General features: G+C 73.0%; 24 protein-coding genes. 16 read left to right on the top strand and 8 right to left on the bottom strand.

What is annotated here, in order from left to right; translation table 11 throughout:
* Window positions 1-157 precede the first annotated feature (157 nt).
* Complete coding sequence (locus LBW97_RS09015) at window positions 158-1,495, top strand: aminotransferase class V-fold PLP-dependent enzyme (protein ID WP_224499085.1); 1,338 nt, start codon at window positions 158-160, stop codon at window positions 1,493-1,495.
* Between the two features lie 61 nt (window positions 1,496-1,556).
* The gene (locus LBW97_RS20390) at window positions 1,557-3,881 is read left to right on the top strand and encodes a YbhN family protein (RefSeq protein ID WP_224499086.1); all 2,325 of its coding nucleotides are present in this window, start codon (window positions 1,557-1,559) and stop codon (window positions 3,879-3,881) included.
* A 7-nt stretch (window positions 3,882-3,888) separates the two neighbouring features.
* Here the strand turns inward: LBW97_RS20390 and LBW97_RS09025 are convergent, their stop codons facing one another.
* Both LBW97_RS09025 and LBW97_RS09030 read right to left on the bottom strand, forming a co-directional pair.
* On the bottom strand, window positions 3,889-5,004 hold the full coding sequence (locus LBW97_RS09025) for a DUF2235 domain-containing protein (protein WP_224499087.1): 1,116 nt from the start codon (window positions 5,002-5,004) through the stop codon (window positions 3,889-3,891).
* Window positions 5,005-5,125: 121 nt separating this feature from the next.
* Window positions 5,126-5,593, bottom strand: a complete 468-nt coding sequence (locus tag LBW97_RS09030) for a MarR family winged helix-turn-helix transcriptional regulator (protein ID WP_224499088.1) — start codon at window positions 5,591-5,593, stop codon at window positions 5,126-5,128.
* A 121-nt stretch (window positions 5,594-5,714) separates the two neighbouring features.
* Here LBW97_RS09030 and LBW97_RS09035 point away from each other — a divergent pair, with 121 nt between their 5' ends.
* From LBW97_RS09035 to LBW97_RS09075, 9 genes are all read left to right on the top strand, one after another.
* Window positions 5,715-6,512 (top strand): crotonase/enoyl-CoA hydratase family protein, encoded by a 798-nt coding sequence (locus LBW97_RS09035; RefSeq protein ID WP_224499089.1) that lies wholly within the window; start codon window positions 5,715-5,717, stop codon window positions 6,510-6,512.
* Window positions 6,509-8,488 carry an acetoacetate--CoA ligase gene (locus LBW97_RS09040; RefSeq protein ID WP_224499090.1) on the top strand — a complete coding sequence of 660 codons (1,980 nt, stop codon included), beginning with the start codon at window positions 6,509-6,511 and terminating at the stop codon, window positions 8,486-8,488. The genes LBW97_RS09035 and LBW97_RS09040 overlap by 4 nt, the downstream gene beginning before the upstream one ends.
* Window positions 8,485-9,417: a 3-hydroxyacyl-CoA dehydrogenase NAD-binding domain-containing protein gene (locus tag LBW97_RS20395; RefSeq protein WP_224499091.1), complete on the top strand. Its 933-nt coding sequence runs from the start codon at window positions 8,485-8,487 to the stop codon at window positions 9,415-9,417. Before LBW97_RS09040 ends, LBW97_RS20395 begins: the two co-directional genes overlap by 4 nt.
* Before the next feature lie 22 nt (window positions 9,418-9,439).
* Complete coding sequence (locus tag LBW97_RS09050) at window positions 9,440-10,975, top strand: long-chain fatty acid--CoA ligase (RefSeq protein ID WP_224499092.1); 1,536 nt, start codon at window positions 9,440-9,442, stop codon at window positions 10,973-10,975.
* On the top strand, window positions 10,972-11,859 hold the full coding sequence (locus LBW97_RS09055) for an amidohydrolase family protein (RefSeq protein WP_224499093.1): 888 nt from the start codon (window positions 10,972-10,974) through the stop codon (window positions 11,857-11,859). The genes LBW97_RS09050 and LBW97_RS09055 overlap by 4 nt, the downstream gene beginning before the upstream one ends.
* Before the next feature lie 136 nt (window positions 11,860-11,995).
* Window positions 11,996-12,973, top strand: a complete 978-nt coding sequence (locus LBW97_RS09060; RefSeq protein ID WP_224499094.1) for an ABC transporter substrate-binding protein — start codon at window positions 11,996-11,998, stop codon at window positions 12,971-12,973.
* 49 nt (window positions 12,974-13,022) lie between these two features.
* Window positions 13,023-13,934 (top strand): ABC transporter permease, encoded by a 912-nt coding sequence (locus LBW97_RS09065; RefSeq protein ID WP_224499095.1) that lies wholly within the window; start codon window positions 13,023-13,025, stop codon window positions 13,932-13,934.
* Complete coding sequence (locus LBW97_RS09070) at window positions 13,931-14,707, top strand: ABC transporter permease (RefSeq protein ID WP_224499096.1); 777 nt, start codon at window positions 13,931-13,933, stop codon at window positions 14,705-14,707. Before LBW97_RS09065 ends, LBW97_RS09070 begins: the two co-directional genes overlap by 4 nt.
* 27 nt (window positions 14,708-14,734) lie before the next feature.
* On the top strand, window positions 14,735-15,559 hold the full coding sequence (locus LBW97_RS09075) for an ABC transporter ATP-binding protein (protein WP_224499097.1): 825 nt from the start codon (window positions 14,735-14,737) through the stop codon (window positions 15,557-15,559).
* A gap of 68 nt (window positions 15,560-15,627) precedes the next feature.
* Here LBW97_RS09075 and LBW97_RS20230 read toward each other — a convergent pair whose 3' ends face one another.
* The 4 genes from LBW97_RS20230 to LBW97_RS09090 form a co-directional block, all read right to left on the bottom strand.
* Window positions 15,628-15,828, bottom strand: a complete 201-nt coding sequence (locus LBW97_RS20230; protein ID WP_304505430.1) for a helix-turn-helix domain-containing protein — start codon at window positions 15,826-15,828, stop codon at window positions 15,628-15,630.
* Window positions 15,829-16,179: 351 nt separating this feature from the next.
* Complete coding sequence (locus LBW97_RS19955) at window positions 16,180-16,797, bottom strand: MFS transporter (protein ID WP_255600740.1); 618 nt, start codon at window positions 16,795-16,797, stop codon at window positions 16,180-16,182.
* A complete protein-coding gene (locus LBW97_RS19960; protein ID WP_308010446.1) occupies window positions 16,734-17,495 on the bottom strand; it encodes an MFS transporter in 762 nt (253 codons plus the stop codon). The genes LBW97_RS19955 and LBW97_RS19960 overlap by 64 nt, the downstream gene beginning before the upstream one ends.
* Before the next feature lie 35 nt (window positions 17,496-17,530).
* A complete protein-coding gene (locus tag LBW97_RS09090; RefSeq protein WP_224499099.1) occupies window positions 17,531-17,734 on the bottom strand; it encodes a zinc-ribbon domain-containing protein in 204 nt (67 codons plus the stop codon).
* 313 nt (window positions 17,735-18,047) lie between these two features.
* Here LBW97_RS09090 and LBW97_RS09095 point away from each other — a divergent pair, with 313 nt between their 5' ends.
* Window positions 18,048-20,198: a DEAD/DEAH box helicase gene (locus LBW97_RS09095; RefSeq protein ID WP_224499100.1), complete on the top strand. Its 2,151-nt coding sequence runs from the start codon at window positions 18,048-18,050 to the stop codon at window positions 20,196-20,198.
* Here the strand turns inward: LBW97_RS09095 and LBW97_RS09100 are convergent.
* Window positions 20,188-21,012: an MOSC domain-containing protein gene (locus LBW97_RS09100; protein ID WP_224499101.1), complete on the bottom strand. Its 825-nt coding sequence runs from the start codon at window positions 21,010-21,012 to the stop codon at window positions 20,188-20,190. The two genes, LBW97_RS09095 and LBW97_RS09100, sit on opposite strands and share 11 nt — an antisense overlap.
* A gap of 136 nt (window positions 21,013-21,148) precedes the next feature.
* Between LBW97_RS09100 and LBW97_RS09105 the strand changes: the two genes are divergently transcribed.
* Window positions 21,149-22,375, top strand: a complete 1,227-nt coding sequence (locus LBW97_RS09105; protein ID WP_224499102.1) for a 3-deoxy-7-phosphoheptulonate synthase — start codon at window positions 21,149-21,151, stop codon at window positions 22,373-22,375.
* Window positions 22,376-22,397: 22 nt separating this feature from the next.
* On the top strand, window positions 22,398-22,802 hold the full coding sequence (locus tag LBW97_RS09110; protein ID WP_224499103.1) for a hypothetical protein: 405 nt from the start codon (window positions 22,398-22,400) through the stop codon (window positions 22,800-22,802).
* On the opposite strand, the gene LBW97_RS09115 is transcribed toward LBW97_RS09110, so the two are convergent.
* On the bottom strand, window positions 22,796-24,010 hold the full coding sequence (locus tag LBW97_RS09115; RefSeq protein WP_224499104.1) for an acyl-CoA dehydrogenase family protein: 1,215 nt from the start codon (window positions 24,008-24,010) through the stop codon (window positions 22,796-22,798). The genes LBW97_RS09110 and LBW97_RS09115 overlap by 7 nt on opposite strands.
* Window positions 24,011-24,203: 193 nt before the next feature.
* Between LBW97_RS09115 and LBW97_RS20400 the strand changes: the two genes are divergently transcribed.
* Window positions 24,204-25,316 (top strand): transglycosylase family protein, encoded by a 1,113-nt coding sequence (locus LBW97_RS20400; protein WP_308010447.1) that lies wholly within the window; start codon window positions 24,204-24,206, stop codon window positions 25,314-25,316.
* A 145-nt stretch (window positions 25,317-25,461) separates the two neighbouring features.
* Window positions 25,462-26,367: a diiron oxygenase gene (locus tag LBW97_RS09125; protein ID WP_224499105.1), complete on the top strand. Its 906-nt coding sequence runs from the start codon at window positions 25,462-25,464 to the stop codon at window positions 26,365-26,367.
* Window positions 26,368-26,377 lie beyond the last annotated feature (10 nt).

Raw genomic sequence — 26,377 nt, forward strand, 5'->3', positions numbered from 1 at the left:
CCCGCGCGGTACGTCGATGCACCCGGTTCCTGCCGCACGGCTCCCGTCCGACACACAGGTCGCCGCTGCCTCTCGTGCTCCCCGCGTGCGGGTTCCCGGTGGCAGCCTGACGAGCGGTCGCTGGAACGGTGACCGGTCACGACGGGAGCTCGATGCAATGACGTCCTTGTTCGGAACGCGGGACCTCTCCCAGCGGGATGCCCTCGTCGGTGCCGACCTGCGCGTCTCCGTCGGGAGCGAGCAGCGCCGGTACGTCGACCTCGACGCCGCGGCCACGACGTCGGCCTCGGAGGGCGTCGTCCGTGCCGTGCAGGAGTTCCTGCCGTGGTACTCGAGCGTCCACCGGGGAGCCGGCGCGAAATCCCAGGTCACCAGCGCCCGCTACGAGGAGGCCCGCGAGAGCCTGGTCCGGTTCGTGGGAGCCGATCCGTCGACGCACGTGGCGCTCTTCCCCCGGAACACCACCGAGGGGCTCAACCAGATCGCGTTCCGGCTCGGGCTGACCCGGGACGACGTCGTCGTCACCACGGCGGTCGAGCACCACGCCAACCTGCTGCCGTGGCAGCGTCATGCGCAGGTGCGGATCGTCGACGTCGACCGGTCCGGGACCTACGACGTCGACGCCGTGATCGCCGCCCTCGACGAGCGGCCGACGCCGCGCGTGCTCGCGGTGTCCGGGGCGTCCAACGTGACCGGATGGATGCCCGACCTCGCCGGGATCGCTGCGGCGGCCCGTGAGCGCGGGGTGCTGGTGGTGGTCGACGGCGCGCAGTTGGTGCCGCACCGCCGGGTGGACATGGCCGCGCTCGGGATCGACGTGCTCGTGTGGTCAGGGCACAAGATGTTCGCGCCCTTCGGCGCGGGCGGCCTGGTCGTCGACCGCCGCCTGCTCGCCCGTGGTGAGCCGTTCCTCGTCGGGGGAGGCGCGGTGAAGGCGGTCTCCCACACCGACGTCATCTGGGCCGACACCCCCGACCGGGACGACGCGGGCACGCCCAACGTCGTCGGCGTCGTGGCCCTCGCCGCCGCGGCGGAGGAACTGATCGCCGAGGAAGGGCGGAACCGGCTCCACGAGGAGATGCTCGTCCGCGCCCTGGACGCCGAGCTCGCCACCGTGCCGGGACTGCGCCGCCTGGGACCCACGACCGGCGACCGTCTGCCCGTGGCCGCCTTCGTCATCGACGGGATGCACCACGCGGAGATCGCCGACCGGCTGGCCCAGGAGTACGCCATCGGGGTGCGCAGTGGCTGCTTCTGCGCCCACCCCTACCTGAGTCGGCTGCTCGGGCTCAGCCGGAGCGAGGTGGAGCGGTTCCACGAGGACGCCCGGGCGAACCGGTCCGACCGGGTGCCGGGAGCGGTGCGCGTGAGCTGCAGCTCGGCCACTCCCCGGGCAGACGTCGCCACGCTTGGAGAAGCGCTGCGGGCCCTCACCGCCTCCTCCGGGGACCGGCTCGGGACCCGGGTCGCGGTGACGGCTGTCAACGGACGCTGAATCGGGTGCCGTTCGGCCGCACCCGGGCCTGACCTCGCCGCCGGTCCGGGATGATGGCCCGGTGACGGAGGCGGGCGGGGGAGTGGCGCCGCGGGTACGCCGTCCGAACGACGTCGTCCGGCTCGTCGCCGCGGCGGCCGGTCTCGCCCTCGTCCTGCTCGCCACGCTGCTCACCCCGGACGCCGCCAGCGCGCTGGTCGAGGCGGTCCCGACCGTCCAGCGCGACCCGCTCCGCACCGCTCTCTCGGTGGTCTCGGTCGTCGCCTCGCTCGCCGTGCTGGTCGTGCTCGTGATCGTCGCGGTGGACGCCGCCCGGCACCGCCGCACGGCGCTGGTGCACGCGCTCGTCGCCCTCGCGATCGGGCTGCCCCTGGCCGCCGCGGGGGAGCGGTTCGGCGACGCGGCGGGCGGCGCGATTCCCGACGTCCTCACCGCTCCGCGCGACGACGCGGCCCTGGTGCCGGTCGTCGCCTCGCTCGCCTTCCTGGCCGGCGCGGATCTCCAGCGGCGCCGGAGATGGCGCGGCCCGGCGGAGTGGGCGGTGCTCGCCTCGCTCGGTTCCGCCGTCGCGATCGGCAACTTCACCGTCTTCGGCGCCGTCGCCGCCGTGCTGCTCGGAGCGGTCGTCGGGCTCGCCGTGCGGGTGGCCGGTGGCGTCGCCCCCGCCCGGCCGGACGACGCGGTGATCCGGGCGGCGCTCGCCCGCTCCGGAGTGGCCGTCGGCGACCTGCAGGTGGTCGAGCAGGCCGCGGGCTTCGTCCGGCTCGACGGAGCCGACGACGTCGGCCCGGTGTCGGTCACCGTCGTCGACCCCGACGGCCGGGGCGTGCCGCTCGCTCGCCGTGCCGGCCGGCTGCTCCGCTTCCGCGCGGCGGTGGTCGGCCGCCCGGCGCTCACCCAGCGGGCCGAGCTGGAGCGGCAGGCCGCGAGCGCCACCCTGGCCGGCGCTGCCGGGGTGGCGGTGCCGCGGATGCTGGCGATGCTCGCCGTCGGTCCGGCCCTCGTCCTGGCCGAGCGCCCGCTGCCCGGCACCCCGCTGCCGGAGGCCGACGACGCCGAGAAGGGGCTGGCCGCGGCCTTCGCCGCGCTGCGCCGGCTGCACGACCTCGGGCTGGTGCACGGCGCGCTCAGCCCCGAGTGCGTCGTCCTGGGACCGGACGGGGACGCCGGCTTCCGCGACCTGCGCTCGGCACAGCCCGCGGCGGGCGAGCTCCAGCGCGACCTCGACGCCGTCGCCCTGCTCGTCGGCGGCGCCGGCGTGGTCGGACCGGTCGCCGCCGTGGCCGCGCTGCGCAGCGCCTACCTCGCGGGGGCCGCGCCGCGCCGGTTGCCGGCGCTGCTCCAGCCGGTCGCCCTGCCGGCCGCGGCCCGCAAGGCCGTGCGCGGAACCGACCTGCTCGCCGACCTGCACAGCGCGCTCGCCGGCCCGGACGGCGTGGAGGCCGCCGCGCCGCGGCTCGAGCGGTTCTCGCCGCGCGTCGTCCTCACCGTGGTGGCGTCGGTGGTCGCGGCCCTGCTGCTGGCCTCGCAGCTCTCGCAGGTCAGCATCGTCGACGAGTTCCGGCGGGCGGACCCGCTGTGGCTGCTCGTCGCGCTGGGCGGCTCGGCGGTGACCTACGTCGGCGCGGCCCTCGCGCTGCTCGCCTTCGTGCCGATGGCGCTGCCCCTGCTGCGCACCACGCTGGTCCAGGTGTCGACGGCGTGGCTGACGCTGGTGACGCCGCCGACGGTCGGCCACGTCGGCCTCAACATCCGTTACCTGCAGCGCGCCGGCCTGGGCGTCGGCGCGGCCGCGGCCACCGTCGCGGTGAGCCAGGTGGCGACGGTCGCCGTCACCGTGCTGATCCTCGTGGTCGTCGCCTGGGCGAGCGGGGTGTCGGCGTCCCGGTTGTCGCTGCTGCCCAGCGGCGACGTGATCCTCGTGGTCCTCGGTGCCGTCGCCGTCCTCGCCCTGCTGGCCGCGCTGCCGAAGGTGCGCAGAGTGCTGCGAGAGCGCCTCGAACCGCTGGTCCGGCAGTCCCTCCCGCAGCTGCTCGCCACCGCCACCGAGCCGAGACGGCTGGTCACCGCGCTCGGCGGCATCCTGTTGCAGAACGCCGGCTACGTGCTCGCGCTGGACGCCTCGCTGCGCGCCTTCGGCGCCTCGGTCGCCCTGCCCACGGTCATCGGCGTCTACCTGATCGCCTCCACGGTCGGGTCGATCGCGCCCACCCCGGGCGGGCTCGGCGCGGTGGAGGCGGCGCTGGTCGGTGGGCTGACCGCGACCGGGGTTCCGCTGACCGAGGCGCTCACCGCCGTCCTGGCCTTCCGCACCGTCACGTTCTGGCTGCCGGCGCCGGTCGGGTGGCTCGCCTTCGTCGGCCTGCAGCGGCGCAAGCACGTCTGACCCGGGTTCAGGGGTAGGGGTGACCTATCGCCTTGAAGTCCGGCTCGAGGTCGGCCTGCGGGCCCTGCCGCTCCAGGTAGTCGCCGAGCCGCGGCGGGCGGTACGAGGGGTCCTGGCTGTGCCGGAGGACGGCGGTGGAGGCCACGCGCTCGGTGCGCGGATGCCCCGCGCCGAGAGGCCGGTGGTGCTTCGGGAAGAGCCGGTAGAGGGCCTTGCGCGACTCCTGCGGCTCCACTTCGGCGATGCGCGGGGCCGGGTGCGGCCGGTTGTCCGTCGCCCGCGTCCCGGCGGGGAGCCGGGAGAAGGCGTCCGGTTCGAACGCCAGCCCGCACTCCTTCGCGCGCTCGACCATCCAGAGCAGCGCGATGTCCGACAGCGACGTGTCCGCGTAGCCGCCGCCCACCCCGCAGTGCACGCCGGAGAACCAGACCTGCTCGAGTCGCTGCCCGGCCGGATGGGCGTCGCCGTCGTGCGGTTCCCAGAGGGTCGGGCGGAACGGGCCGCGCTTCTCGTCGATGGCCAGGGCCTGGAAGGCGTTCCGCACCGAGGAGCTGAGCTTGGTGTCGTGGAACGCCCACTTCCTGTTCAGCCAGCCCATGCCGCGCACCGGGATGCCGAGGGCGCCGACGGTGTCCCAGACGCCGATGAACGTGATGTCCGGTTCGTAGGAGTAGGAGCGCCGGAACAGCTCGGACTCCGTGCCCCGGGGGTGGGCGCCGCGTGCCCGGTACAGCGCGTAGGCCTCCTCGACCCGGCCGGCCTCCTCGCGCCTGAGCACTCCGCAATTGCGCACCAGGCCCGCGGTGCTGCGGGCGGTGAAGGCGCCCCTGCTGAAGCCGAAGAGGAAGATCTCGTCGCCCGGCTCGTAGTGCTGCACGATCGTCCGGTAGGCGTCCTGGACGTTCCTGGACAGCCCCATCCCGAACCCGCCGCCGCGGAAGCGCTCACCGCGGTCGGTGCCGACGCCGCGCAGGTAGTAGACGCACTGGTCCCGGCCGTCGTCACCCTTCGGCGCGACCTCCAGGGCCACCTTGGTGACGTTCGTCGGGCAGGGCCGCCCTTCGGCGGCCTGGTCCGGGGTGTTCCAGGTTCCGTCGCAGCAGATCACCAGACGCTTGGGCATGACGCCTCCCGGCCGAGCCGTGGCGGGCGGCGGACGAGGGGATTCCCACCCGCCCCCCGGCACCGCGAGAGTCCTCGCGGCCGCCGGGGAGCACAAGGGTCTTCCGGCGCGGGAAACGGACTCAGGAGGTGCGCTCGACCGGCTCCACCGACGCCAGGGAACGGCGGCAGGAGTTCAGGTAGCCCCGGAGCGCGTCGCGCTGGCCGCGGTCCAGCTGCTGGAGCATCCGCTCCTCGACCTGGGCGACGAGCGGCTCGTACTCGTCCAGGAAGGTGCGGCCCGCCTCGGTCAGCCGGATCATCATGCGGCGCCGGTTGTCCGGGTCGACCTGCCGCTCGATCATGCCGCGGCGCTCGAGGGCGCCCACGAGGTCGGCGGTCGACTGTGCGCTCACGAACGACGCGCGGGCCAGATCGGCCGAGGACATCGCCGGCCGGCGCACGAGCACGGAGAGGGCGGTGTACTGCAGCGCCGTGATCCCCGACGGGCGCAGCAAGGCGTCCAGCTGTGCGCGGGTGGCCAGCTCCAGCTGCTTGACGACGTAGAGCAGCAGCGGGGGAGCGGGGGACCCCGCCGGTGGCTGTGTCACCTCCGCATCCAAGCAGGCGACCGGTCGCGAGGGCCGATGCGGAGGGCATCCTTGCGCCGGGCACCCGAACGTGTGACCATCAGGATTCCTGATGGTGCAGCGGGTGTCGAGGAGTCGCGTCGTGGTCGATGGAGCAGGCATCAACGGGGGGCTCCCCGACACGCTGCGGGTCCGGACGACGGGACCGGTCGCCGTCCTGACCCTGGCCAGAGCTGCGAAGCGGAACGCGCTCAACGACACCACCGTCCTGGGCATCGAGCAGTTCTTCCGGACCCTCGACCCGGCCGTCCGGGCGGTCGTGATCGACGCCGACGGCGACCACTTCTGCGCGGGCCTCGACCTCGGCGAGATGACCGAGCGCGACACCCTCTCCGGCGTGGCCCACTCGCAGATGTGGCACCGGGTCTTCGACGGCATCGAGAGTGGCAGGGTCCCCGTGATCGCCGTCCTCAAGGGCGCCGTGGTCGGCGGCGGGCTGGAGCTCGCCAGCGCCGCGCACATCCGGGTCGCCGAGACATCGACGTTCTACGCCCTGCCGGAGGGTCAGCGGGGGATCTTCGTCGGCGGCGGCGCCTCGGTGCGCGTGCCGCGGCTGATCGGCGTCTCGCGGATGACCGACATGATGCTGACCGGAAGGCGCTACGGCGCCGAGGAGGGCGCGGCGGTGGGGCTGTCGCAGTACGTCGTGCCCGAGGGCGCAGGGCTGGAGACCGCCCTCGAACTGGCCGGCAAGGTCGCCGCCGTCGCGCCGCAGACCACCTTCGCCGTGCTGCAGGCGCTGCCGCGGATCGCCGAGGCGAACCCGCGCGACGGCTTCCTCATGGAGTCGCTGATGGCCGCCATCGCCCAGGGCACCGACGACGCCAAGGGCAGGATGCGCGACTTCCTCGACGGCCGGGCTCCCAAGGTCAACCGGTGACGGCCGGCGTCCGCCACGGCGACGTCGTCTGGGAGCCGCCGGCCGACGTGCTGGAGACCAGCCGGGTCGGCGCCTTCCTCAGCTGGCTGGGAGAGCACCGCGACCTGCACCTGACCACGCACGACGAGCTGTGGCGCTGGTCGGTCACCGATCTCGAAGGCTTCTGGTCCGCCATCTGGGAGTTCTTCGGCGTCCGGAGCTCCGCGCCGCACACCGCGGTGCTCGAGCAGCGGGTGATGCCGGGCGCGCGCTGGTTCCCCGGCGCGCGGCTCAACTACGCGGAGCACGCGCTGGGCGGGGTGGACGACGCCGACCGGCTCGCGGTGCTCGGCCGGTCCCAGACCCGCCCCGACGTCGACCTGACCTTCGGGGACCTGCGGGAGCAGGTGGCCCGCGCCCGGAACGTGCTGCTCGACCTCGGCGTCTCCCGCGGCGACCGGGTCGTGGGGTACCTCCCGAACACCCCGGAGGCGCTGGTCGCCTTCCTCGCCACCGCGAGCCTCGGCGCGGTCTGGGCGAGCTGCGCGACCGAGTTCGGCGCGCGCAGCGTCGTCGATCGATTCGCCCAGCTCGAGCCGGGAGTGCTGCTGGTCGCCGGCGGCTACCGCTACGGCGACAAGGACGTCGACCGGGCCCCACAGGTGGCCGAGATCCGCGCCGGCCTCCCGTCGGTCCGGCACGTCGTCGACATCCGGTACGGCTCCTGGGTCGTCGACGACGCGCTGGCGTGGCCGGACCTGCTGGCGGCAGCCGACGCCGACGGTCTCGTCTTCGAGCAGGTGGCGTTCGATTCCCCGCTGTTCGTGCTCTTCTCCTCCGGCACCACCGGCCAGCCCAAGGCGATCGTGCACGGGCACGGCGGCATCCTGCTCGAGCACCTCAAGAACCATGCGCTGTCCTGGGACATGGGCCCCGCCGACCGGATGCTCTGGTTCTCCACGACCGCCTGGATGATGTGGAACGCCCTGGTCAGCTCGCTGCTGGTCGGCTCCTCGATCGTGATGATCGACGGCAACCCGATGCATCCCGACCTCGCCTGGCAGTGGCGGCTGGCGGCGGAGACGCGCGCGACGATCATGGGCGCCAGCCCCGGCTTCGTCATGGCCTGCCGCAAGGCCGGCGTCGACCTGCGCCGCGACCACGACCTCGCCGTCCGCGTCGTCGGCTCGGCCGGCGCGCCGCTGCCGCCGGAGGGGTACGCCTGGATCGCCGAGCAGCTCGGCCCCGGCGTGCAGCTCAACGTCGGCAGCGGCGGCACGGACATCTGCTCCGGCATCGTCCAGAACAACCCGCTGCTCCCGGTGTGGGCGGGCGAGATCTCCGGCCGGTGCCTCGCGGTCGACGCGCACGCCTTCGACGAGTCCGGCAACGAGGTCGTGGGGGAGCTCGGCGAGCTGGTCATCACCTCACCGATGCCCTCGATGCCGGTCGGCTTCTGGGGCGACCCCGACGGCAGCCGCATGCGCGGCACCTACTTCGACCGCTATCCGGGCGTCTGGCGGCACGGCGACTGGATCGTGTTCGCCGAGAACGGCAGCTGCCACGTGACCGGCCGGTCCGACGCCACGCTCAACCGTGGCGGCGTGCGGCTCGGGACCGCTGAGTTCTACCGGGTCGTCGAGGAGCTGGACGGGGTGGCCGACAGCCTCGTCGTCCACCTCGAGGACCCCGAGGGCGGCAACGGGGAACTCATCCTCCTCATCTCCCTCGACCCCGGCACCGAGCTGGACGACGATCTGCGGCGGGCGATCGCGACCGCGCTGCGGACCGCGCTCTCGCCCCGGCACATCCCCGACGACGTGGTGGAGCTGCCCGTGATCCCGCGGAACCTGACCGGCAAGAAGCTCGAGCTCCCGGCCAAGCGGATCCTGCAGGGCGCGCCGCTGGAGACCGTCGCCAGCCGCGACGCGCTCGCCGTCCCGACGTCGCTGGATGCCCTGGTCGAGCTCGGCCGTGCCCGCGGAGCGCAGCGGTGATCGCCGGCGAGGACGTCCGCACCGTCGGCGTCGTGGGAGCCGGTTCCATCGGCGCCAGCTGGACGGCGCTCGCACTGGGCCGCGGCCTGCGGGTCGTTGCCACCGACCCCGCACCGGGTGCGGAGGAGGCGCTCCGGAGCACCGTCGCGGCGCGGCTGACCGAGATGGACCAGGCGGTCGACCAGTCGCTGCTGACCTTCACCGGCGACCTCGCGGAGGCGGCCGCGCAGGCGGACCTCGTGCTGGAGGGCGGGCCCGAGCGGCTCGACGTCAAGCAGTCGATCTTCGCCGCGCTGGACGCCGCGGCCCGCCCGGACGTCGTCCTGGCGAGCAGCTCGTCCGGGCTGCTCCCGAGCTCCTTCCAGAGCGCGTGCGCGCGGCATCCCGAGCGGGTCCTCGTCGCGCACCCGTTCAATCCGCCGCACCTGGTTCCGCTGGTCGAGGTCGTGGGCGGGGAACTGACCTCCGACGACGCGGTGCAGGCGACCGTCACGACGATGGCGCACTGGGGCAAGCGGCCGATCCACCTGCGCCGCGAACTGCCCGGGCACGTCGTCAACCGGCTGCAGGCGGCGCTGTGGCGCGAGGCCTACTACCTGGTGGAGCAGGGGGTCGTCTCCGTCGAGGACATCGACGTCGCCATCTCCAACGGCCCGGGGCTGCGCTGGGCGCTGCTCGGCCCGTTCGCCACCCAGCACCTCTCCGGCGGGCCGGGCGGCATGGCCCACGTGCTCGAGCACCTCGGCCCCCCGATGGTCGAGTGGTGGCGGGACCTGGGTTCCCCGGAGCTGACCCCCGAGCTGGCGGAGACCCTCGTCGAGGGCGTCCGCGCCGAGTTCGAGGGGCGCTCGGAGGCTGACGTCATGGCCCGCCGGGACCGGGCGCTGCGCGAGCTCGCGGCGCTCAAGGCAGCCCTCGGGCTCGACTGACCGCGGATCCGGAGGAGACGGCATGCAGGACCAGGGACTGGGCTCGTGGCCGGCCCGGCGTGCGCGGATGACCCCGCACAAGGCCGCCTACGTGCAGGACGGCGTCGACACCACCTACGCCCAGCTGGACGAGCGGGCGACCCGCTTCGCGCACGCGCTGCGCGAGCGCGGGATCGGGCGGGGGGACCGGGTGGCGTTCCTCGGGCTGAACTCCGTCGAGCTCGTCGTCACCATGTTCGCCACGGCGAAGCTCGGCGCGGTCTTCCTGCCGCTGAACACCCGCCTGGCACCGGCGGAGACGGCCTGGATCCTCGGCGACAGCGAACCGGCGCTGCTGGTGTGGGACACCGGCTTCGACGACGTCGTCGGGGCGCCGGACGTGCGCGAGCTGGGGCTGGCGGAGCTGCCGATCACCTCCGACGCCGGGCGTGGCCTGGACGGCGTGCTGGCCGGCGACGCGACCCCGCTGGACGAGCCGATCGGTCACGACGAGCTCTTCATGATCCAGTACACCTCGGGCACCAGCGGCCGGCCGAAGGGCGTGCAGCTCAGCCACGGCAACATCGTCTGGAACGTCGTGAACCTGCTGGTCGACGTGGACCTCCGCAACGACGAGATCGCCCTGGTGACGGCGCCGCTGTTCCACACCGCGGCGCTGAACCAGGTGCTGTTCCCGACCCTGCTCAAGGGCGGCACCGCGCTGATCGAGTCGCGCTTCGACCCCGACCGGGCGCTGGACCTGGTCGAGGAGCACCGGGTGACCCTGCTCTTCGGCGTCACCTCGATGTACCTGGCGCTCTCCCAGAGCCCGCGGTGGGCGACCGCGGACCTGACCTCGCTGCGCAGCGCGCTGAGCGGCGGCGCGCCGCTGCCGGAGAGCCTGCTCCGCACCTGGGTCGACCGCGGGCTGATGATCATCCAGGGGTACGGCCTGACCGAGTCCTCGCCCGGCGCCACGATGCTCCGGGCGGAGGACGGGCTGCGGAAGCTCGGCTCGGCCGGTACCTCGTGCTTCTTCAGCGACGTGCGCGTGGTGACGCCGGCGCTGGATCCGGCGCGACCCGGCGAGCCGGGGGAGGTGCTGGTGCAGGGGCCCAACGTCACCTCGGGCTACTGGCGCAACCCGCAGGCGACCGAGGAGGCGATCCTCGACGGCGGATGGCTGCGCACGGGCGACCTCGCCGTCGCCGACGACGAGGGCTACCTCTCGATCGTCGGCCGGCTCAAGGACATGTACATCTCCGGCGGGGAGAACGTCTACCCGGTCGAGGTCGAGGCGGCGATCTACACGCACCCGGCCGTCGCGGAGTGCGCCGTCATCGGCGTCCCCGACGAGAAGTGGGGCGAGGTCGGCCGCGCGGTGGTCGTGATCCGCCCCGGGCACTCCTTGAGCGCCGACGAGCTGCTGGCCCACCTGGACGGTCGGCTGGCCCGCTACAAGCACCCGCGCAGCGTCGTCGTGACCGACCAGTTGCCGCACAACGCCTCGGGCAAGTTGGTCAAGGCACGCGTCCGCGAGTTGCACGGTTCCCTTCCCCGGCAGGAGTCCGAGTCATGACCCGCTACGTCCCCCGCATCGACACCGCCGCGGTGCGCGCCATCGACATGCACGTGCACGTGGAGAAGGACCACTCCGGCTGCCTGTCCCTCGACTCCGAGCTGATGGACGCCTCGGCGGCCTACTTCCGGTCCTCGGACAACCGGACGCCGACGGTCGGCGACCTCGCGGAGCGGTACCGGGCGGCCGGGATGGCGGCGGTGGTCTTCACCGTCGACGCCGCCACCGCGACCGGGCATCCGGCGCTGTCCAGCGAGGACATCGCCGCCGAGGCCGCCGAGCACGCGGACGTGCTCATCCCGTTCGGCTCCGTCGACCCCCACCGGGGCGCCGCCGCGGTCGAGCAGGCCCAGCGGCTGGTGCGGGAGTTCGGCGTCCGCGGGTTCAAGTTCCACCCCAGCCTGCAGGCCTTCTCGCCCGACGACGAGACGTTCCGCCCGCTGTGGGCGGCGCTGGAGGAGCTCGGCGTCCCGGCGCTGTTCCACACCGGCCAGAACGGCATCGGCGCCGGGTTGCCGGGCGGTCGGGGGATCAAGCTCAAGTACTCGAACCCGCTGCTGATCGACGACGTCGCCGCGGACTTCCCGGGCCTCACGGTGATCCTGGCGCACCCGTCGGTGCCGTGGCAGGCCGAGGCGATCTCGATGGCGACGCACAAGGCCAACGTCTTCATCGATCTGTCCGGCTGGTCGCCGAAGTACTTCCCGCCGGAGCTGGTCAGGGCCGCCGGCGGGATGCTGCGCCGGAAGGTGCTCTTCGGCAGCGACTACCCGCTGATCTCGCCGGAGCGCTGGATCGAGGACTTCAGCGGTCTCGGCCTCTCCGACGAGGTCCTCCCGGGCATCCTCAGGGGCAACGCGATCGGCGTTCTCGGCCTGGGCTGAACCGCCTCCGGCGACATGCGACCAGGGTCTTGACAGCCTGTGGTGCGCGTCACCACAATCGTCAGGAATCCTGACGATCAGGATTCCTCGCGGCGTGCGCCGTGCCCCTCGTCCGATCCACCGAACGGAGCCCTCCATGGTGCGCAGACTGGTCCCGGTCCTCGCCGTCTCGATGCTGGCCCTCGCAGCCTGCGGGGGAGGCGACGACGAGGGCGGCTCCACCGGTGGCTCCGGTGACGGCGGCGTCCGCGAGGTGACGGTCGGCGCGCTCCCGATCCTGCCCACCGCGGCCCTCTACGCCGGCATCGAGGAAGGCTTCTTCGCCGACCGCAACATCGAGATCACGGTCGAGACGGGCCAGGGTGGCGCAGCGCTGCTCCCGGCCGTCATGGCCGGTCAGATCGACTTCGCCACGAGCAACCCGGTCTCGCTGCTCCAGGCCCGCGAGGAGGGCCTGGACGTCCGCGTCATCTCGCACTGGACCTCGGCGCTGTCCGAGGGCGACACCGACATCAACGGCGTCGTCGCCAAGGCCGGCTCCGGCATCGAGTCGGCCGCCGACCTCGCCGGCAAGCGGGTCGCGATCAACACCCTCAACGGCATGGGCGACCTCACCATCCGCGCCGCGATCGAGAAGGACGGCGGCGACCCGGAGGCGGTCCAGTTCGTCGAGCTGCCGTTCCCGGACATGCCCGCGGCACTCGGGCAGGGCAACGTCGACGCGGTCTGGGTGCCCGAGCCCTTCCTGGGCGGCCTGCAGGCCGCCGGCAACACGGTGGTCAGCTACTCGAGCAAGGACTCGGTCCAGGGCCACCCGACGCAGCTGTTCTTCACCTCCGCCCAGCTGATGGAGTCCGACCCCGAGCTCGTCGAGGACATGACGGCCGCGCTGGAGGAGACCCTCGAGTTCGCCGACGCCAACCCCGACGCGGTCAAGGCCCAGATCAAGACGGTCCTTCCGCAGATCCCGGAGCAGGCGATCGCCAACGTGAAGCTCGAGGAGTTCGGCACCGACCTCCGTCGCGAGCAGATCGAGGAGATCGGCGAGCTGATGAAGGAGCGCGGCCTGCTCGACGAGGACGCCGACGTCGACGGGCTGCTGCCGGAGGAGTGACCTCCCGGTCAGGCCCCGGCGCAGCGCCGACATCCGCATCCGTTCCGTCATGAGCAGGGGAGTCACCATGGAGGGGAAGCCGGCACGCTCCACGAGCGCGCTGGACCGGATCCCCGGCGGCCCCGGCGGAACCGTGGACGCAGGCGCTGCGCCGGACGGACCCGCTCCGTCGGCGAGGTCCGGCGGGCGCCGGATCCCGCAGTCGGTGCTCGGCCTTCTCGGGCTGGTCGGTCTGGTGCTCCTGATCGAGATCCTGCCGCGGATCGGGGTGCTGCCCCGGCGCTACTTCCCGCCGTCGTCGGAGATCGGCTCGGCCCTCCTGGACCAGGTGGGCCGGGCCGAGTTCTGGCAGGCGGTGGGGGACACGCTGCAGGGCTGGGCGCTCGGGCTGGCGATCGCGGCGGTGGCCGGCGTCGTGCTGGGCATCCTCATCGGCAGCTCCCGCCTCACCCTGGAGCTGACCGCCTCCACGATCGAGTTCCTCCGCCCGATCCCCTCGGTGGCGCTGATCCCCATCGCCGTCCTGCTCTTCGGCACCGACATCGAGAGCAAGCTGCTGCTTGTCGTCTACGCATCGTTCTGGCAGGTGCTGATCCAGGTGCTCTACGGCGTGCAGGACGTCGACCCGGTGGCTCACGACACCGCCCGCGCCTACGGGTTGGGGCGCTGGGCGCGGGTGCGGTACCTGACCTGGCCGACCGCACTGCCCTACGTGATGACGGGGCTGCGGCTGGCCGCCGCGGTCGCGCTGATCCTGGCCGTGACCTCGGAGCTGGTCATCGGCAACCCCGGTCTGGGCACGTTGCTGGCCACCGCGCAGAGCAGCGGCGCCATCGCCGCCACCTACGCGATCGTGGTGGTGACCGGGATCCTCGGTGTGCTGGTCAACGTCGGGTTCCGCGCCGTGGAGCGGCGGGCGCTGTCCTGGCACGCCTCGCAGCGAGGGGACATCCCGGTATGACCGACGTCCTGCGCCGGGTGGGCATGACCCTCGGCCTGCCGATCGTGCTCTTCGCGGCCTGGTGGTTCGCCAGCGCCGGCAGCACCGACTTCTTCTTCCCGCCGCTGTCGAGAATCCTCGACAGCCTGGTCGAGGAGTGGTTCGGGCCGCGCCTGGCGGCCGACGTCCTCCCCAGTCTCCTGCGGCTGACCGCCGGTTACCTGGTGGCCGCGGTCGGCTCGGTCGCGCTCGGAGTGCTGATCGGCACGTCCCGCACGGTGCGCGGCCTCCTCGAGCCGGTGCTGGAGTTCTTCCGGGCGATCCCGCCGCCGGTGCTGGTGCCGATCTTCATGCTGATCTTCGGCATCGGTGACGGGATGAAGATCATCGTCATCGCCTTCGGCTGCATGTGGCCGATCCTGCTCAACACCGTCGAGGGCGTCCGCGCCGTCGACAGCGTGCTCAGCGACACCGCGCGGACCTACGGGATCACCGGGGCCGCGCGGCTGCGGCGGCTGGTGCTGCCCTCGGCCAGCCCGCAGATCTTCGCCGGCCTCCGCCAGGGGCTGTCCGTGGCGATCATCCTCATGGTCATCAGCGAGCTGTTCGCCGCGGAGAACGGCCTCGGCTTCGCCGTCGTGCAGGCCCAGCGCAGCTTCGCCATCGCCGAGACGTGGGCGGGCGTGCTCATGCTCGGCCTGCTGGGTTTCCTGCTGGCGCTGCTGTTCCGGGTCGTCGAGAACCGCCAGCTCGCCTGGTACCACGGCCTGCGCCGCGCGCAGCGCTCGTCCTGACCTCCGTCGTCCTCCGGAAGGCTCCTCATGCTCGACGTCCGCGGCATCAAGAAGGTGTACGAGGGGAAGGGGCGCACGGTCGAGGCCGTGCGCGACCTGACCTTCTCGGTCGACCAGGGCGAGCTGGTGTGCATCGTCGGACCCTCGGGCTCGGGCAAGACGACGCTGCTCAAGATCATGTCGGGGCTGCTCTCGCCGACCGAGGGCGAGGTGCTCATCGAGGGGAAGAAGGTCGACGGTCCGCCGCCGGGGATGGCCGTCGTCTTCCAGGAGTACGGGCGCAGCCTCTTCCCCTGGATGACCGTGCGGGAGAACGTCGAGCTGCCGCTCAAGCAGAAGAAGCTGCCCGCCGACCGGCGTCGTCAGCTCATCGACGACTCGCTGGCCGCGGTCGGGCTGGCGGAGGCGCACACCGCCTACCCCTGGCAGCTCTCCGGCGGGATGCAGCAGCGGGTGGCGATCGCCCGCGCCGTCGCCTACGAGCCGCAGGTCCTGCTCATGGACGAGCCGTTCGCGGCGGTCGACGCCCAGACCCGCGCGGACCTCGAGGACCTGATCCGCGACCTCTGGCACAAGTTCCGGGTGACGACGCTCTTCGTCACCCACGACATCGACGAGGCCGTCTACCTCGGCCAGCGGGTGCTGATCCTGTCCAGCTCGCCGACCGTCGTCCGCCAGGACCTCGCGATCGACCTGCCCGACGCGCGGGACCAGCTCACCACCCGGTCCTCACCGCGCTTCGCCGAGCTGCGGGCGCAGGTCTACTCCCAGATCCACCGGCCCAAGGAGGAGTCGGCTACGGCCGGCGCCTCGCGCCCGCTGGCCGCAGGCCCGAGCGGGGGCCCGGCGTAGGTCACGTCCGGCCACCCGGGCTAGTGCGCCGACGCGCCGCACCGAGGGTGCGGCCGGTCGCCGGACGATCAGGCGACGTCGGTGCGCGCCTCGGAGAGGTACTCGCGGACGGCGGTCTCCGGCACGCGGAAGGAGCGGCCGACGCGGACGGCGGCCATCTCGCCACCGTGGACCAGGCGGTACACGGTCATCTTCGAGACCCGCATGATCGCCGCGACCTCGGCCACGGTCAGGAAGCTGACCGCGCGCGGGGCGGGCCGCTCGGCCATCTGGTGCTGGGGCATGGCGTGCTGGGGCATGGCGTGCTGGGGCATGGGGCGCTGGGCCATGGGCGCCATGCCGGGCTGGGGGCGGGCACCGGCCGGCATCTGGCGGGCCATCGGGTAGCCGGCGGGCATGCCCGGACGCGGGGCCGGGCGCTGGCCGTAGGCGACCTGGCGGGGGAGGGTGGGGGTGGCGGTGCGCTGGGGGAGCGTCATGTCAGTTCCTCTCGGTGGCGGTGGGGGGCGCTCCAACCGCTGTCTGCCGGCTACGAACTGCGCCCTCGCTGGTACAGACAGTAAGCAGTGGAGTGCGCTGCGTGCGAGTCCGAGAGGAACGAGACGGACCGTTCCCCTTCGTCACATGTTGCCCGTGCGCCTCTCGCGACCGATGCGAAGGACGAGGTGACAGACGATTCGTGGTGCGGCGTGACCCGCCGGATCTAGCCGCCGGACGGGACGAGGCGCGCGGCAAGGGCCTGCGCGGCGTCTTCCGCGCACCGGCGGAAGAGCCCGTCGTCCCGGGTGTGCAGCCGTGAGGATGGCGTCGTTGGTCAGCGCCTCGGCCGCACCGACGCCAGCGCCGATCAACAGGCCGGCCGTGATGAGCACGGCCCGGTCGCCGTCGATCCCGAGCATCGTGGCGACGGCGAGGCCCGCGGCGGCCAGGGTCATCCCGCCGCCGATGATCCAGCGCAGGTGCAGCACCCGGGCCAGCGAGGGCGCCGCCAGCGTTCCGATGACCGTGGCGCCGGCGAGGGGCAGCATCCAGAGGCCGGCGACCAGTGGGCTCGTGCCGAGCACGAGGATCAGGTACTGCGGCAGGTAGAACATCACGCCCAGCAGCGCGAAGACGGTCAGCAGGTTGGTGCTGACCGCGACGGTGAAGACGCGGTTGCGGAACAGCTGCAGGGTCAGCAGTGGCTCGGTGAGGGGGCGCCGCCGGCGCACGAAGGTCCACAGCAGCGCGATCCCCATCGCCAGGCCAGCGCCGCGGTCGCGCTCGGCCCGTCCTTCGCGACGGTCTTGAGGGCGTACACGACCGGCAGGACGCCGGCGATCGAGAGCAGGCCGGACGGCACGCCGAAGGGGCCGGGCAGCGGGTTCCGCGACTCGGGCAGCAGGACGAGCGCCCCGATGACGAGCAGCACCATGACCGGGGCGTTCACCAGGAACACCGAGCCCCACCAGAAGCGCTCGAGCAGGACCCCGCCGATGATCGGTCCCACGGCCGCGCCGCCGGAGAAGGCGGCCGCCCAGATCGCGATGGCCAGCCGGCGTTCGCGGTCGTCGGGGAACACCGAGCGCAGCAGGGCGAGGGTCGAGGGCATCAAGGTGGCCCCGCCGAGGCCGAGCAGTGCCCGGGCGGCGATGAGCATCTCCGGGCTGGTCGCGAACGCGGCGAGAGCCGAGGCGAGGCCGAAGGCGATCGCGCCGGCGATCAGCAGCCGGCGCCGGCCGATGCGGTCGCCCAGGTTGCCCATCAGCACCAGCAGCCCGGCCAGCAGGAACGAGTAGATGTCGACGATCCACAGCAGCTCGGTCGACGTCGGGCCGAGATCGGCCGAGAGCGCCGGCACGGCGAAGCCGAGGACGGTCATATCGACGCTGATCAGCAGCACCGGCAGCGCGAGGACTGCGAGTGCGGACCAGCGGCGGAGCGGGCTCACGGGCACGGCGGGGCGATGAGCCGGGCGACCGGGCAGGCGGGTCAGACCTCGATCGCGGTACCGCAGATGCCGCAGACCTCGAGCTGCCGGCGGCTCCAGCGGGCGAGCGGCACGAAGAACACCGAGAACTGCTTGTACTGCCTGACCCGGGCCCATCGCGAGGTGTTGCCGCAGTTCGGGCAGGTCCGGGACTCCCCAGGCCCGAGGTCTCGCTGCTTGGTGCCGAAGCCGAAGAGCAGGAACATCCCGTGAGCGTAGGGAGCGGGGTGATCCCTCGGCCATGTGGACAGGTACGCGCTACTGTTGGTCCGGCATCGGCCCAGGCACGGGCCGTTCGTCCGGCGGGGACTTCTTCTCCCGCGTGGGTGCCCCGGGAATCCCGGTGGCTGTCCGCCCACGTCGGAACCGTCCGCCCGGAGGCGTCGATCTCCCACGGATCCGTGGGCCGGGCGGCGCCGCAGCCACGGAGGGCTCCGCCCGCGGCCGTCGGCCGCAGGCTGCACGACCTTCGCGGCGGCGACTCGTGACACCCGTGCCGGGCGTTCGGAGGAGGGGTACGTGGCAGGACCAGCTCGTCGGTCGACGGGTGCGCGGCGCAACGCCCCGCGGAACCAGCGTCAGCGGCGCGTCCGCGAGGGCGGCGACGTCATCGCGGTGCTCGCCCGCGCCGTGCGCGAGGTCGAGAACGCGGTCAAGCGCGGTCGGGTGACCCCGACGGTGCGCGCGGAGTTCCAGGCCATCGCACTCGTGCTGCGCGAGGAGCGGGCCCGCGTGCAGACCGACTCCACGATCGGTGACACCCGCCGGGGCGAGCAGCTCAAGCGGCTGGACGGGATCGCCACGATCCTGGCGACCACCGCCGTGCGCGAGGCCGGGCTCCTGGCCCTGCTCGCCGACGAGGCCGTCGCCTCCGACGCCGCCAAGGCGCTCAAGCGCGAGATGCTCGCCGCCGCCGGCATCGAGACCGCCGAGGAGGAGCCGCCGCCCCCGGTGCAGACCGAGGCCGTGACGGCGGCCCCCGAGCGCAAGGTCGTGCCGCAGTCGGTCATCTCCCGGCAGCTGGCCAACCCTTTCCTGGCACCTGACTTTTCCGCCGCCCGCCCGACGGTGGCGCGACCGCGCCGGCTGCTGAACTGGGAGCTGCTCACCCCGCTGCTCAACTCCTTCGAGCGCGCCGGCGGCGGCGCCCCGGCCTGCATGGCGCTGCCGTTCCCCAGCTCCCAGTTCACCCCGTCGGGCTCCGAGCTCATGCCGCACCAGGGACAGGTCGTCGCCGCCGCCGCGCAGGGGCACCGGACCTTCCTGCTCGCCGACGAGCCGGGCCTCGGCAAGACCGCCCAGTCGCTGCTCGCGGCCGAGGCGGCCCAGGCCTTTCCGCTGCTGGTGGTCGTGCCGAACGTCGTCAAGACCAACTGGGCCCGCGAGGCCGCCCGCTGGACGCCGCACCGCCCGGCGACCGTGATCCAGGGCAACGGCGAGACGATCGACGCGTTCGCCGACATCGTCGTCGTCAACTACGAGGTGCTGGACCGGCACGTGGGCTGGATCGGCGACTTCGGCTTCCGCGGGATGGTCGTCGACGAGGCGCACTTCATCAAGAACAAGACCTCGCAGCGCTCGCAGCACGTGCTGGAGCTCTCCGAGCGGATCCGCTCCCGCGTGCCGCGGCCGCTGCTCATGGCCCTCACCGGCACCCCGCTGATCAACGACATCGAGGACTTCCGCGCCATCTGGCAGTTCCTCGGCTGGATCGACGACGAGAAGCCGCTCGGCGAGCTGATGGAGGCCCTCGAGGACGTCGGACTCACGCCGGCCGATCCGGGCTTCTACCCGGCGGCCCGCACGTGCGTGATCGACCTGGGCATCGTCCGCCGCCGCAAGGTCGACGTCGCCGCCGACATCCCCGCCCGCCGGATCGCCGACCTGCCCGTCGAGCTGGACGACAAGGCCGGCCGCTCCATCCGGGCGGCCGAGCGCGAGCTCGCAGCGAGGCTGGTCAAGCGGTACGAGAGCGCCCTCGCGGCGCGCGAGTCGGCGACCGTCGTGGAGGAGATCGACCACGACCTCGTGCGCAAGGTGGCCGGCTGGGAGCTCAAGGACACGACCACCAAGGCCACCGGCGAGAACGTCTTCAGCATGATGCGGCGCATCGGCCAGGCGAAGGCCGGGCTGGCCGCGGACTACGCCGCGCAGCTGGCCCGCAGCGCCGGGAAGGTCGTCTTCTTCGCCAAGCACATCGACGTCATGGACACCGCCGAGGAGACCCTCGACAAGCTCGGCATCCGGTACTCCTCGATCCGCGGGGACCAGACGCCGTCGGCCCGCCAGAAGCACATCGACGCGTTCGTGAAGGACCCCGAGGTGGCGGTCGCCGTCTGCTCGCTCACCGCGGCGGGCGTCGGCCTCAACCTGCAGGTCGCCTCCAACATCGTGCTGGCCGAGCTCTCCTGGACCGACGCCGAGCAGACCCAGGCGATCGACCGGAGCCACCGCATCGGGCAGACCGAGCCGGTCACGGCCTGGCGGATCATCGCCGCGCAGACCCTCGACTCCCGGATCGCCGAGCTGATCGACAGCAAGGCGGGGCTCGCCGCCCGCGCGCTGGACGGCTCCGACGAGGAGGTGCAGTCCTCCACGGACGTGCAGCTCGAGGCGCTGGTCGCGCTGCTCACCGACGCGCTGTCGCCGGCGGGAGCGGCTACCCGCTGACGCCTGCGGGGACCTCGTCGAGCAGCTCGACGGGGTCCCCGAGGCCGATCCGCCCCGGCTCCTCGACCGTGGCGTACATGCCGAAGATGACCGCGCCGTTGTCCGGCAGGTGCTCGACCGGGGTCTCCAGCCTCGTCGCCAGCTCACCGCGGTAGCGGACGATGGACTTCAGCGTGCGGAAGTCCACCTCCCCGCTGTCGGGGTTCTCGTTGGTGACGACGCAGCGGGGGACCGGCCCGACCACCCGCACCGTCGCGCCGCCGAGCCGCACCCGCCGGCCGATCCAGCCGTCCTCCTCGTGCACGCCGGTGCCGTCCAGCTCGACCAGCATCCGGAAGCGCCGGTGGTCCAGCCGCTCGCCGTCCGGGGTGACGCTGCGCAGGTGCTCGATGGTGGCTGCGGACACCAGCGTCACGGGGTGGACGTCGACCCCCGCGCCGGGCACGTCGGTCGCGACGAGGCGCACCGGCTCGCCGACGAACTCGGTGAGGGCGTCGGCGAACGGAACGGCCAGCAGGTGGCCGGGGACGTCGCGCCCGTAGAAGTTCGTGACCACCGGCTCCCCGAGCTCGGTCGTGCTCGCCCGCACCGGATCCCGGCCGGGGATGCGCAGCGTGAGTTCCGAACCGTCGAGGTCGGCGGTGATCCGGACCAGCGGCCCGTGGTGCTTGCCGTTGAACAGCCGGCCACGGCCGTCGACCAGGTGGAACCGCCGGTTGTCCTCGACGCCGTGAGAGGTCAGCTCGACGGTCGACGGCGAGTGCAGGGCGGTGCCTTTGACGAGGGTCGTCGACAGGCGGGAGACGACGGGCATGGGGCTCCATCCGGGAGAGAGGTGACCGCCCGAGCCTAGGCAGGGCCAGCCGCCCTGCGCTGCGGGCGGCCTCCCGCGCGGGAACGGCGTCTGCTTCGCTGTTCCCCGACACCGGTCCCGGAGCTGTACCGGGCCGGTGACGACGGAGGAGGACACCGTGCGGATCCTGGACGCGGCGACGCGGGTGGCCGAGCTGCTGCTCGAGATGCAGACCCGGGTGAACGGGCAGATCGACGCCGCCCTGGCCGGCCTGCTGCCCGACGTCCAGCGCGCGGTCGGCGTCGCACCGGGCGACGCTCCCGACCTCGACGGCCTGGTGGACGCCCGGATCACCGGGATGAGCGTCGTCGTCACCCCGGCGTCCGTGGCCGCCGTCGTCCCGCTGTCGGAGGCCTCGGTGGCGACGACGCGGACGGCCCGGCGAGTCGTCACCGACATCGTGACCGGCGCCGACGGTCGGCTCGCCGTCATCGCCGGCCCGTGCTCCATCCACGATCCGGAGGCGGCGCTGGAGTACGCCGGCTTCATCGCCCGCATGCGGGAGCGGCACGGCGCGGACCTCGAGATCCTGATGCGCACCTACACCGAGAAGCCGCGGACCGAGGTCGACTGGAAGGGCTTCGCCTACGACCCGTTCCTCGACGGGTCCAGCCGGATCAGCGTCGGGCTGGTCGCCACCCGGATGCTCATGCGCGCGATCACCGACCTCGGCGTCCCGGTCGCGGCCGAGCCGCTGAACGCCCTCACCCCGCAGTACGTCGACGGGCTGATCACCTACAACGGCGTCGGCGCCCGCAACGTCACCGACCAGACCGCGCGCGAGCGGGTGTCGGGCTTCTCCTCGGTGGTCGGGTTCAAGAACTCGCCGGAGGGCAGCGTGGACTCCGCGATCCAGGCCGTGGTGACGGCGCGTTCGCCGCACGAGTTCCTGGGCGTGGACGCGCACGGCATCTCCGCCCAGCTGTCGACGACGGGGAACGACACCGGCCACGTGATCCTGCGCGGCGCCAAGGACGGCCCCAACTACTCCGCGGCGCACATCGCGGACCTGCGGGAGCGGCTGGCCGAGCGGGGGCTGCCGCAGGTCGTCGTCGTCGACGCCTCGCACGGCAACAGCCAGAAGAACCACCTGCGCCAGATCGAGGTCGTGCGCGACCTCGCCGAGCAGATCGCCGGTGGGCAGAGCGCCATTCGTGGCGTCATGGTGGAGAGCAACCTCGTCGCGGGCCGGCAGGACCTCGACCAGGGCGACCCCGGCTCGCTGGAGTACGGCCGGAGCGTCACCGATGCCTGCGTCGACCTCCCCACCACCGAGGCGATGCTCGACGAGCTGGCTGCGGCGGCGCGGGCGCGGCGGGGCTGACCTGCCCGGCTACGGTTCGCGCATGCCTGCCGCCGTCCGCACCGCCGCCCGCCTCGTGCTGGGCGCGACCATGGTGGGCGCCGGGGTGCTGCACCTGACCGTCCAGCGCTCGGAGTTCCAGGCGCAGGTGCCCAGCTGGTTCCCGCTGGACGAGGACCTCACCGTGCTGGGCTCGGGCGTCGCGGAGATCGCGCTGGGCGCGGCCTTCGTGGTGCTGCCGCAGAAGAAGCGGCTGGTGGGCGGGCTGCTGGCGGCGTTCTTCGTCGTCATCTTCCCGGGCAACGTCGCGCAGTACCTCGAGGGCACCTCCGCCTTCGGGCTGGACACCGACACCAAGCGCCTGGTCCGGCTGTTCTTCCAGCCGCTCCTCGTCCTCTGGGCGCTGTTCGGCGGCGGGTGGCTGCGGCGGGACCGCTCGGCTCAGTAGCTGCGGGGGAGCCCCAGCACCTGGGTGCCCAGGTGGGCGAGGATCAGCTCCTCGGCCACCGGGATGTTCTTGCCGATCCGGGCGTCGCGGAACAGCCGCTCGACGGGGTGCTCCTTGGAGTAGGCCATGCCGCCGTAGGTCTGGAACGCCTGGTTCGCCGCCTCCCAGGCGACCTGCGCCCCGGTGAGCTTGGCGATGTTGGTCTCGTTGCCGCAGGGCAGTCCCTGGTCGAACAGCCAGGCGGCCTTGTAGGTCATCAGCCGGGCGAGCTCGGTCTTCGCCTTGATCTGCGCCAGCGGGAACTGGACGGCCTGGTTGGCGCCGATCGGTCGACCGAACACGATGCGCTCGCGCGCGTAGTCGCAGGCCAGGTCCAGCGCGGCCTCCGCGCCGCCGACCCCGCCGGCCGCGGCCAGGATCCGCTCGGGGTTGAGCACGTCCCACAGCACCGGGAAGCCCTGGTCGACGGCGCCCAGCACCCGGTCGGCCGGCACCCGCAGGTCGTCGAAGAACACCTGGCTGCTGGTGACGACGTTGCCGCCCATCTTCGGGATCGGCGTGTACGACAGCTGGCCCTTCGCCACGGCCTCCTTGACGTCGATCAGGAAGAGGGTGAACCCAGCGGTGCGGGGCTTCGCCTCGGCCGCGGGAATCGTGCGGGTCACCGCGATCATCCAGTCGGCGTTCTCCAGACCGGAGATCCACACCTTCTGGCCGTCGATCAGGAAGTCGTCGCCGTCGCGGCGGGCGGAGGTGCTGATCGCCAGGGCGTTGCTCCCGGCGTCGGGCTCGGTGAGCCCGAGGGCGAACTGCACGCTGCCGTCGGCGACGCCGGGCAGGATCGCCGCCTTCTGCTCAGGAGTGCCGTGCCGCGCCAGCGTCATCGCGCCGAACCCGGGCGTGAGGATGTAGAGGAACGTCCCGGCGGTGCCGCCGGATGCGGCCAGCGTCTCGCAGGCGACCGCGAGCTCCAGCAGGCCCTGTCCGCCGCCGCCGTACTCCTCCGGCACCGACAGCCCGATCCAGCCGCCGTCGGCCAGGTCGTGCCAGGCCTCGGTGGGGAAGCGGTGCTCCTCCTCGCAGCGCGACCAGTACGCGTGGTCGTACTTCGCCGCGACGCTGCGGACGCCGTCGCGGACAGCGAGGGCGGTGTCGGGAAGGGTGAAGTCCATGTCGCCTCGCAGGCCGGAGGGGGAAGCGGCGGACACCGCAGCTCGGTGGGGATGCTGTCACGGTCCGGGGTGCACCACCCGGTCTCCGATGCGGCGGTAACGATCCGGGAGCACGCGGTCCGGGGACATGCGTGTCGGCGGTGTCGGCCGTCCCGGTCCTGGGCACCCTGACCGGGACGGCGCGGCGGCATCGATCCGATACCCGCCCCCGACGACGAAGGGTGCATGCGTGCGGTTTCTCCTCGGTCCGCTTCCGGTAGCGCGCAGTCGAGGGGGCGGCCGGTGCGGCGGCGTCCTCGTCGCCGCTGCTCTCGGTCTGGTCCTCGTTCCGGGAGCGGCCTCGGCCGCGCCGGCGGATCCGCAGGTCACCGCCGCGGAGCAGGCGGCCCGGACGGGCGCTGCGCAGGTGCAGCAGCTGCTGGGGCAGCTCGGCGCCGCGCAGACCGCGGCCGAGAGGGCGAGCGGGGAGACCGCTCGCGCCCGGGCCGAGTTCGAGGCCCAGCAGCAGGCCTACGCGGAGGCCGACGCCGCCGCGCGGGCGGCAGGCGAGGCGGCGCAGCGGGCCCGGATCGAGCTGTCCTCCGCCCGGGACGACGTCGTCGCCTTCGCGCGGATCAGCTACATGTCGGGCACGACGTCGCCGGTCCTCACCAGCCTGATCACCTCCGGCAGCCCCGCGCAGGCGGTGGAGCGGGCCGCGCTGCTCGATCTGGTCGGCGCCGGCCGGAGCGACGTGCTCGCCGTCGCCTCGGAGGCCCGGGATCGGGCGGCCGAGACGGAGAACGTCGTGCAGTCAGCCGTCGCCGAGGCCGACCGGTCCCGGCAGGCCGCTCAGGCGGCGCTGGCGTCGGCGGACGCGGTGCGCACGCGCGCCGCGGAGCAGCTGACCACGTTGCGCGCGCAGCAGGGCGCGATGCAGGCGCAGCTGGAGCAGGCGCGGACGGCCCTCGTCGCGCTCCAGGCGCAGCGCGCGGCCGCACCGCCGGTTCCCGCCCCACCGGCCGTCGCCGTGCCGCCCGCCGTCCCGACGGCACCGCGCGGCACCACCCCGGTGCCTGCTCCCGTGCCGGCTCCGGCGCCCGCTCCGGTCCCGGCTCCTGTCGCCGGCCGCGACTGGGACGCGGTGGCGCTGTGCGAGTCCGGCGGCAACTGGAGCATCAACACGGGCAACGGCTACTACGGCGGGCTCCAGTTCAGCCCCACCACGTGGACCTCCTTCGGCGGCGGCGCCTACGCACCCCGTGCCGATCTGGCCACGAAGGAGCAGCAGATCGCGATCGCGGAGAAGGTGCTGGCGGTGCAGGGGCGCGGCGCGTGGCCGACCTGCGGCCGCGCTCTCTGACGACGGCTCGGCTCATCGGTTCCTGAGCTATGTGACATCGACGCGTGTCACGGTTGTGTGGTTGGGTAGGTATGACCTGCCGTCACACACACTGTTCGGCTCCGGCCGTGTCGCCGCCGTCGGACACCGAGTAGGGGGACCCCGGATGACCGCCATCGACGACCCGACCACGACGCGACGCGAGGGCTCGATCGCCGAGCGGCTCCTCGCCTCCAGCGAGCAGCTCTCCTACGACCCGATCTCCGAGGTCGACTGGGAGACCCCGCTCGACCCGGCCGACCACGGCGCCAGCCCGGAGTGGTCGACGCTGTACGGCACGGCGTACTGGGAGGAGATGTCGGAGGCCCAGCGCGCCGAGCTGACCCGCCAGGAGTGCGCCTCGGTGGCGTCCACCGGCATCTGGTTCGAGATGATCCTGCAGCAGCTGATGCTGCGGGACATGTACACCAGGGACCGCACCTCGGCGGAGTTCCAGTGGGCCCTCACCGAGATCGCCGACGAGTGCCGGCACTCGATCATGTTCGCGCGGGGCGTGGCGAAGCTGAACGCCCCCAACTACCTGCCCTCCCGCCTGGTCCTGGAGCTCGGCCGGCTGTGCAAGACGTTCATGTCGGGGGAGGCCTCCTACGCCGCGATCCTGGTCGCGGAGGAGGTCCTCGACGTGATGCAGCGCGACTGGATGCGGGACGAGCGCGTCGCGCCGTTCATCCGCACGATCAACAACATCCACGTGGTGGAGGAGTCGCGGCACATGAAGTTCGCCCGCGACGAGGTGATCGAGCGGATGGCCGGGACGAGCACGCTGCGCCGGCACGCCACCGCGCTGATCGTCGCCGCGAACGCCTACTTCATCCTCACCAGCATGGTCAACGACAAGGTCTACGAGGTCGCCGGCCTGGACGTCGAGCGGGCCAAGCGGGAGGCCGCCGGCAACGAGCACCACAAGTCGCTGATCCGCTCCAGCTGCCGCGGGCTCATGGAGTTCCTGCACACCGCGGGGCTGCTCACGCCGCCCGCCGTCCTCATCTACAAGCGGGCCAACCTGCTGTGAGCGCGGCGGA

Source organism: Blastococcus sp. LR1, assembly GCF_020166105.1.
GTDB lineage: Bacteria > Actinomycetota > Actinomycetes > Mycobacteriales > Geodermatophilaceae > Blastococcus.

What these genes read in the sequence shown, in the direction of transcription:
- LBW97_RS09015 (WP_224499085.1), top strand. Translation starts at nt 158, where the DNA reads ATGACGTCCTTGTTCGGAACGCGGGACCTCTCCCAGCGGGATGCCCTC.
- LBW97_RS09025 (WP_224499087.1), bottom strand. Translation starts at nt 5,004, where the DNA reads ATGCCCAAGCGTCTGGTGATCTGCTGCGACGGAACCTGGAACACCCCG.
- LBW97_RS09050 (WP_224499092.1), top strand. Translation starts at nt 9,440, where the DNA reads ATGCAGGACCAGGGACTGGGCTCGTGGCCGGCCCGGCGTGCGCGGATG.
- LBW97_RS09055 (WP_224499093.1), top strand. Translation starts at nt 10,972, where the DNA reads ATGACCCGCTACGTCCCCCGCATCGACACCGCCGCGGTGCGCGCCATC.
- LBW97_RS09060 (WP_224499094.1), top strand. Translation starts at nt 11,996, where the DNA reads ATGGTGCGCAGACTGGTCCCGGTCCTCGCCGTCTCGATGCTGGCCCTC.
- LBW97_RS09065 (WP_224499095.1), top strand. Translation starts at nt 13,023, where the DNA reads ATGAGCAGGGGAGTCACCATGGAGGGGAAGCCGGCACGCTCCACGAGC.
- LBW97_RS09070 (WP_224499096.1), top strand. Translation starts at nt 13,931, where the DNA reads ATGACCGACGTCCTGCGCCGGGTGGGCATGACCCTCGGCCTGCCGATC.
- LBW97_RS09075 (WP_224499097.1), top strand. Translation starts at nt 14,735, where the DNA reads ATGCTCGACGTCCGCGGCATCAAGAAGGTGTACGAGGGGAAGGGGCGC.
- LBW97_RS20230 (WP_304505430.1), bottom strand. Translation starts at nt 15,828, where the DNA reads ATGGCCGAGCGGCCCGCCCCGCGCGCGGTCAGCTTCCTGACCGTGGCC.
- LBW97_RS19955 (WP_255600740.1), bottom strand. Translation starts at nt 16,797, where the DNA reads ATGGGGATCGCGCTGCTGTGGACCTTCGTGCGCCGGCGGCGCCCCCTC.
- LBW97_RS09090 (WP_224499099.1), bottom strand. Translation starts at nt 17,734, where the DNA reads ATGTTCCTGCTCTTCGGCTTCGGCACCAAGCAGCGAGACCTCGGGCCT.
- LBW97_RS09100 (WP_224499101.1), bottom strand. Translation starts at nt 21,012, where the DNA reads ATGCCCGTCGTCTCCCGCCTGTCGACGACCCTCGTCAAAGGCACCGCC.
- LBW97_RS09110 (WP_224499103.1), top strand. Translation starts at nt 22,398, where the DNA reads ATGCCTGCCGCCGTCCGCACCGCCGCCCGCCTCGTGCTGGGCGCGACC.
- LBW97_RS09125 (WP_224499105.1), top strand. Translation starts at nt 25,462, where the DNA reads ATGACCGCCATCGACGACCCGACCACGACGCGACGCGAGGGCTCGATC.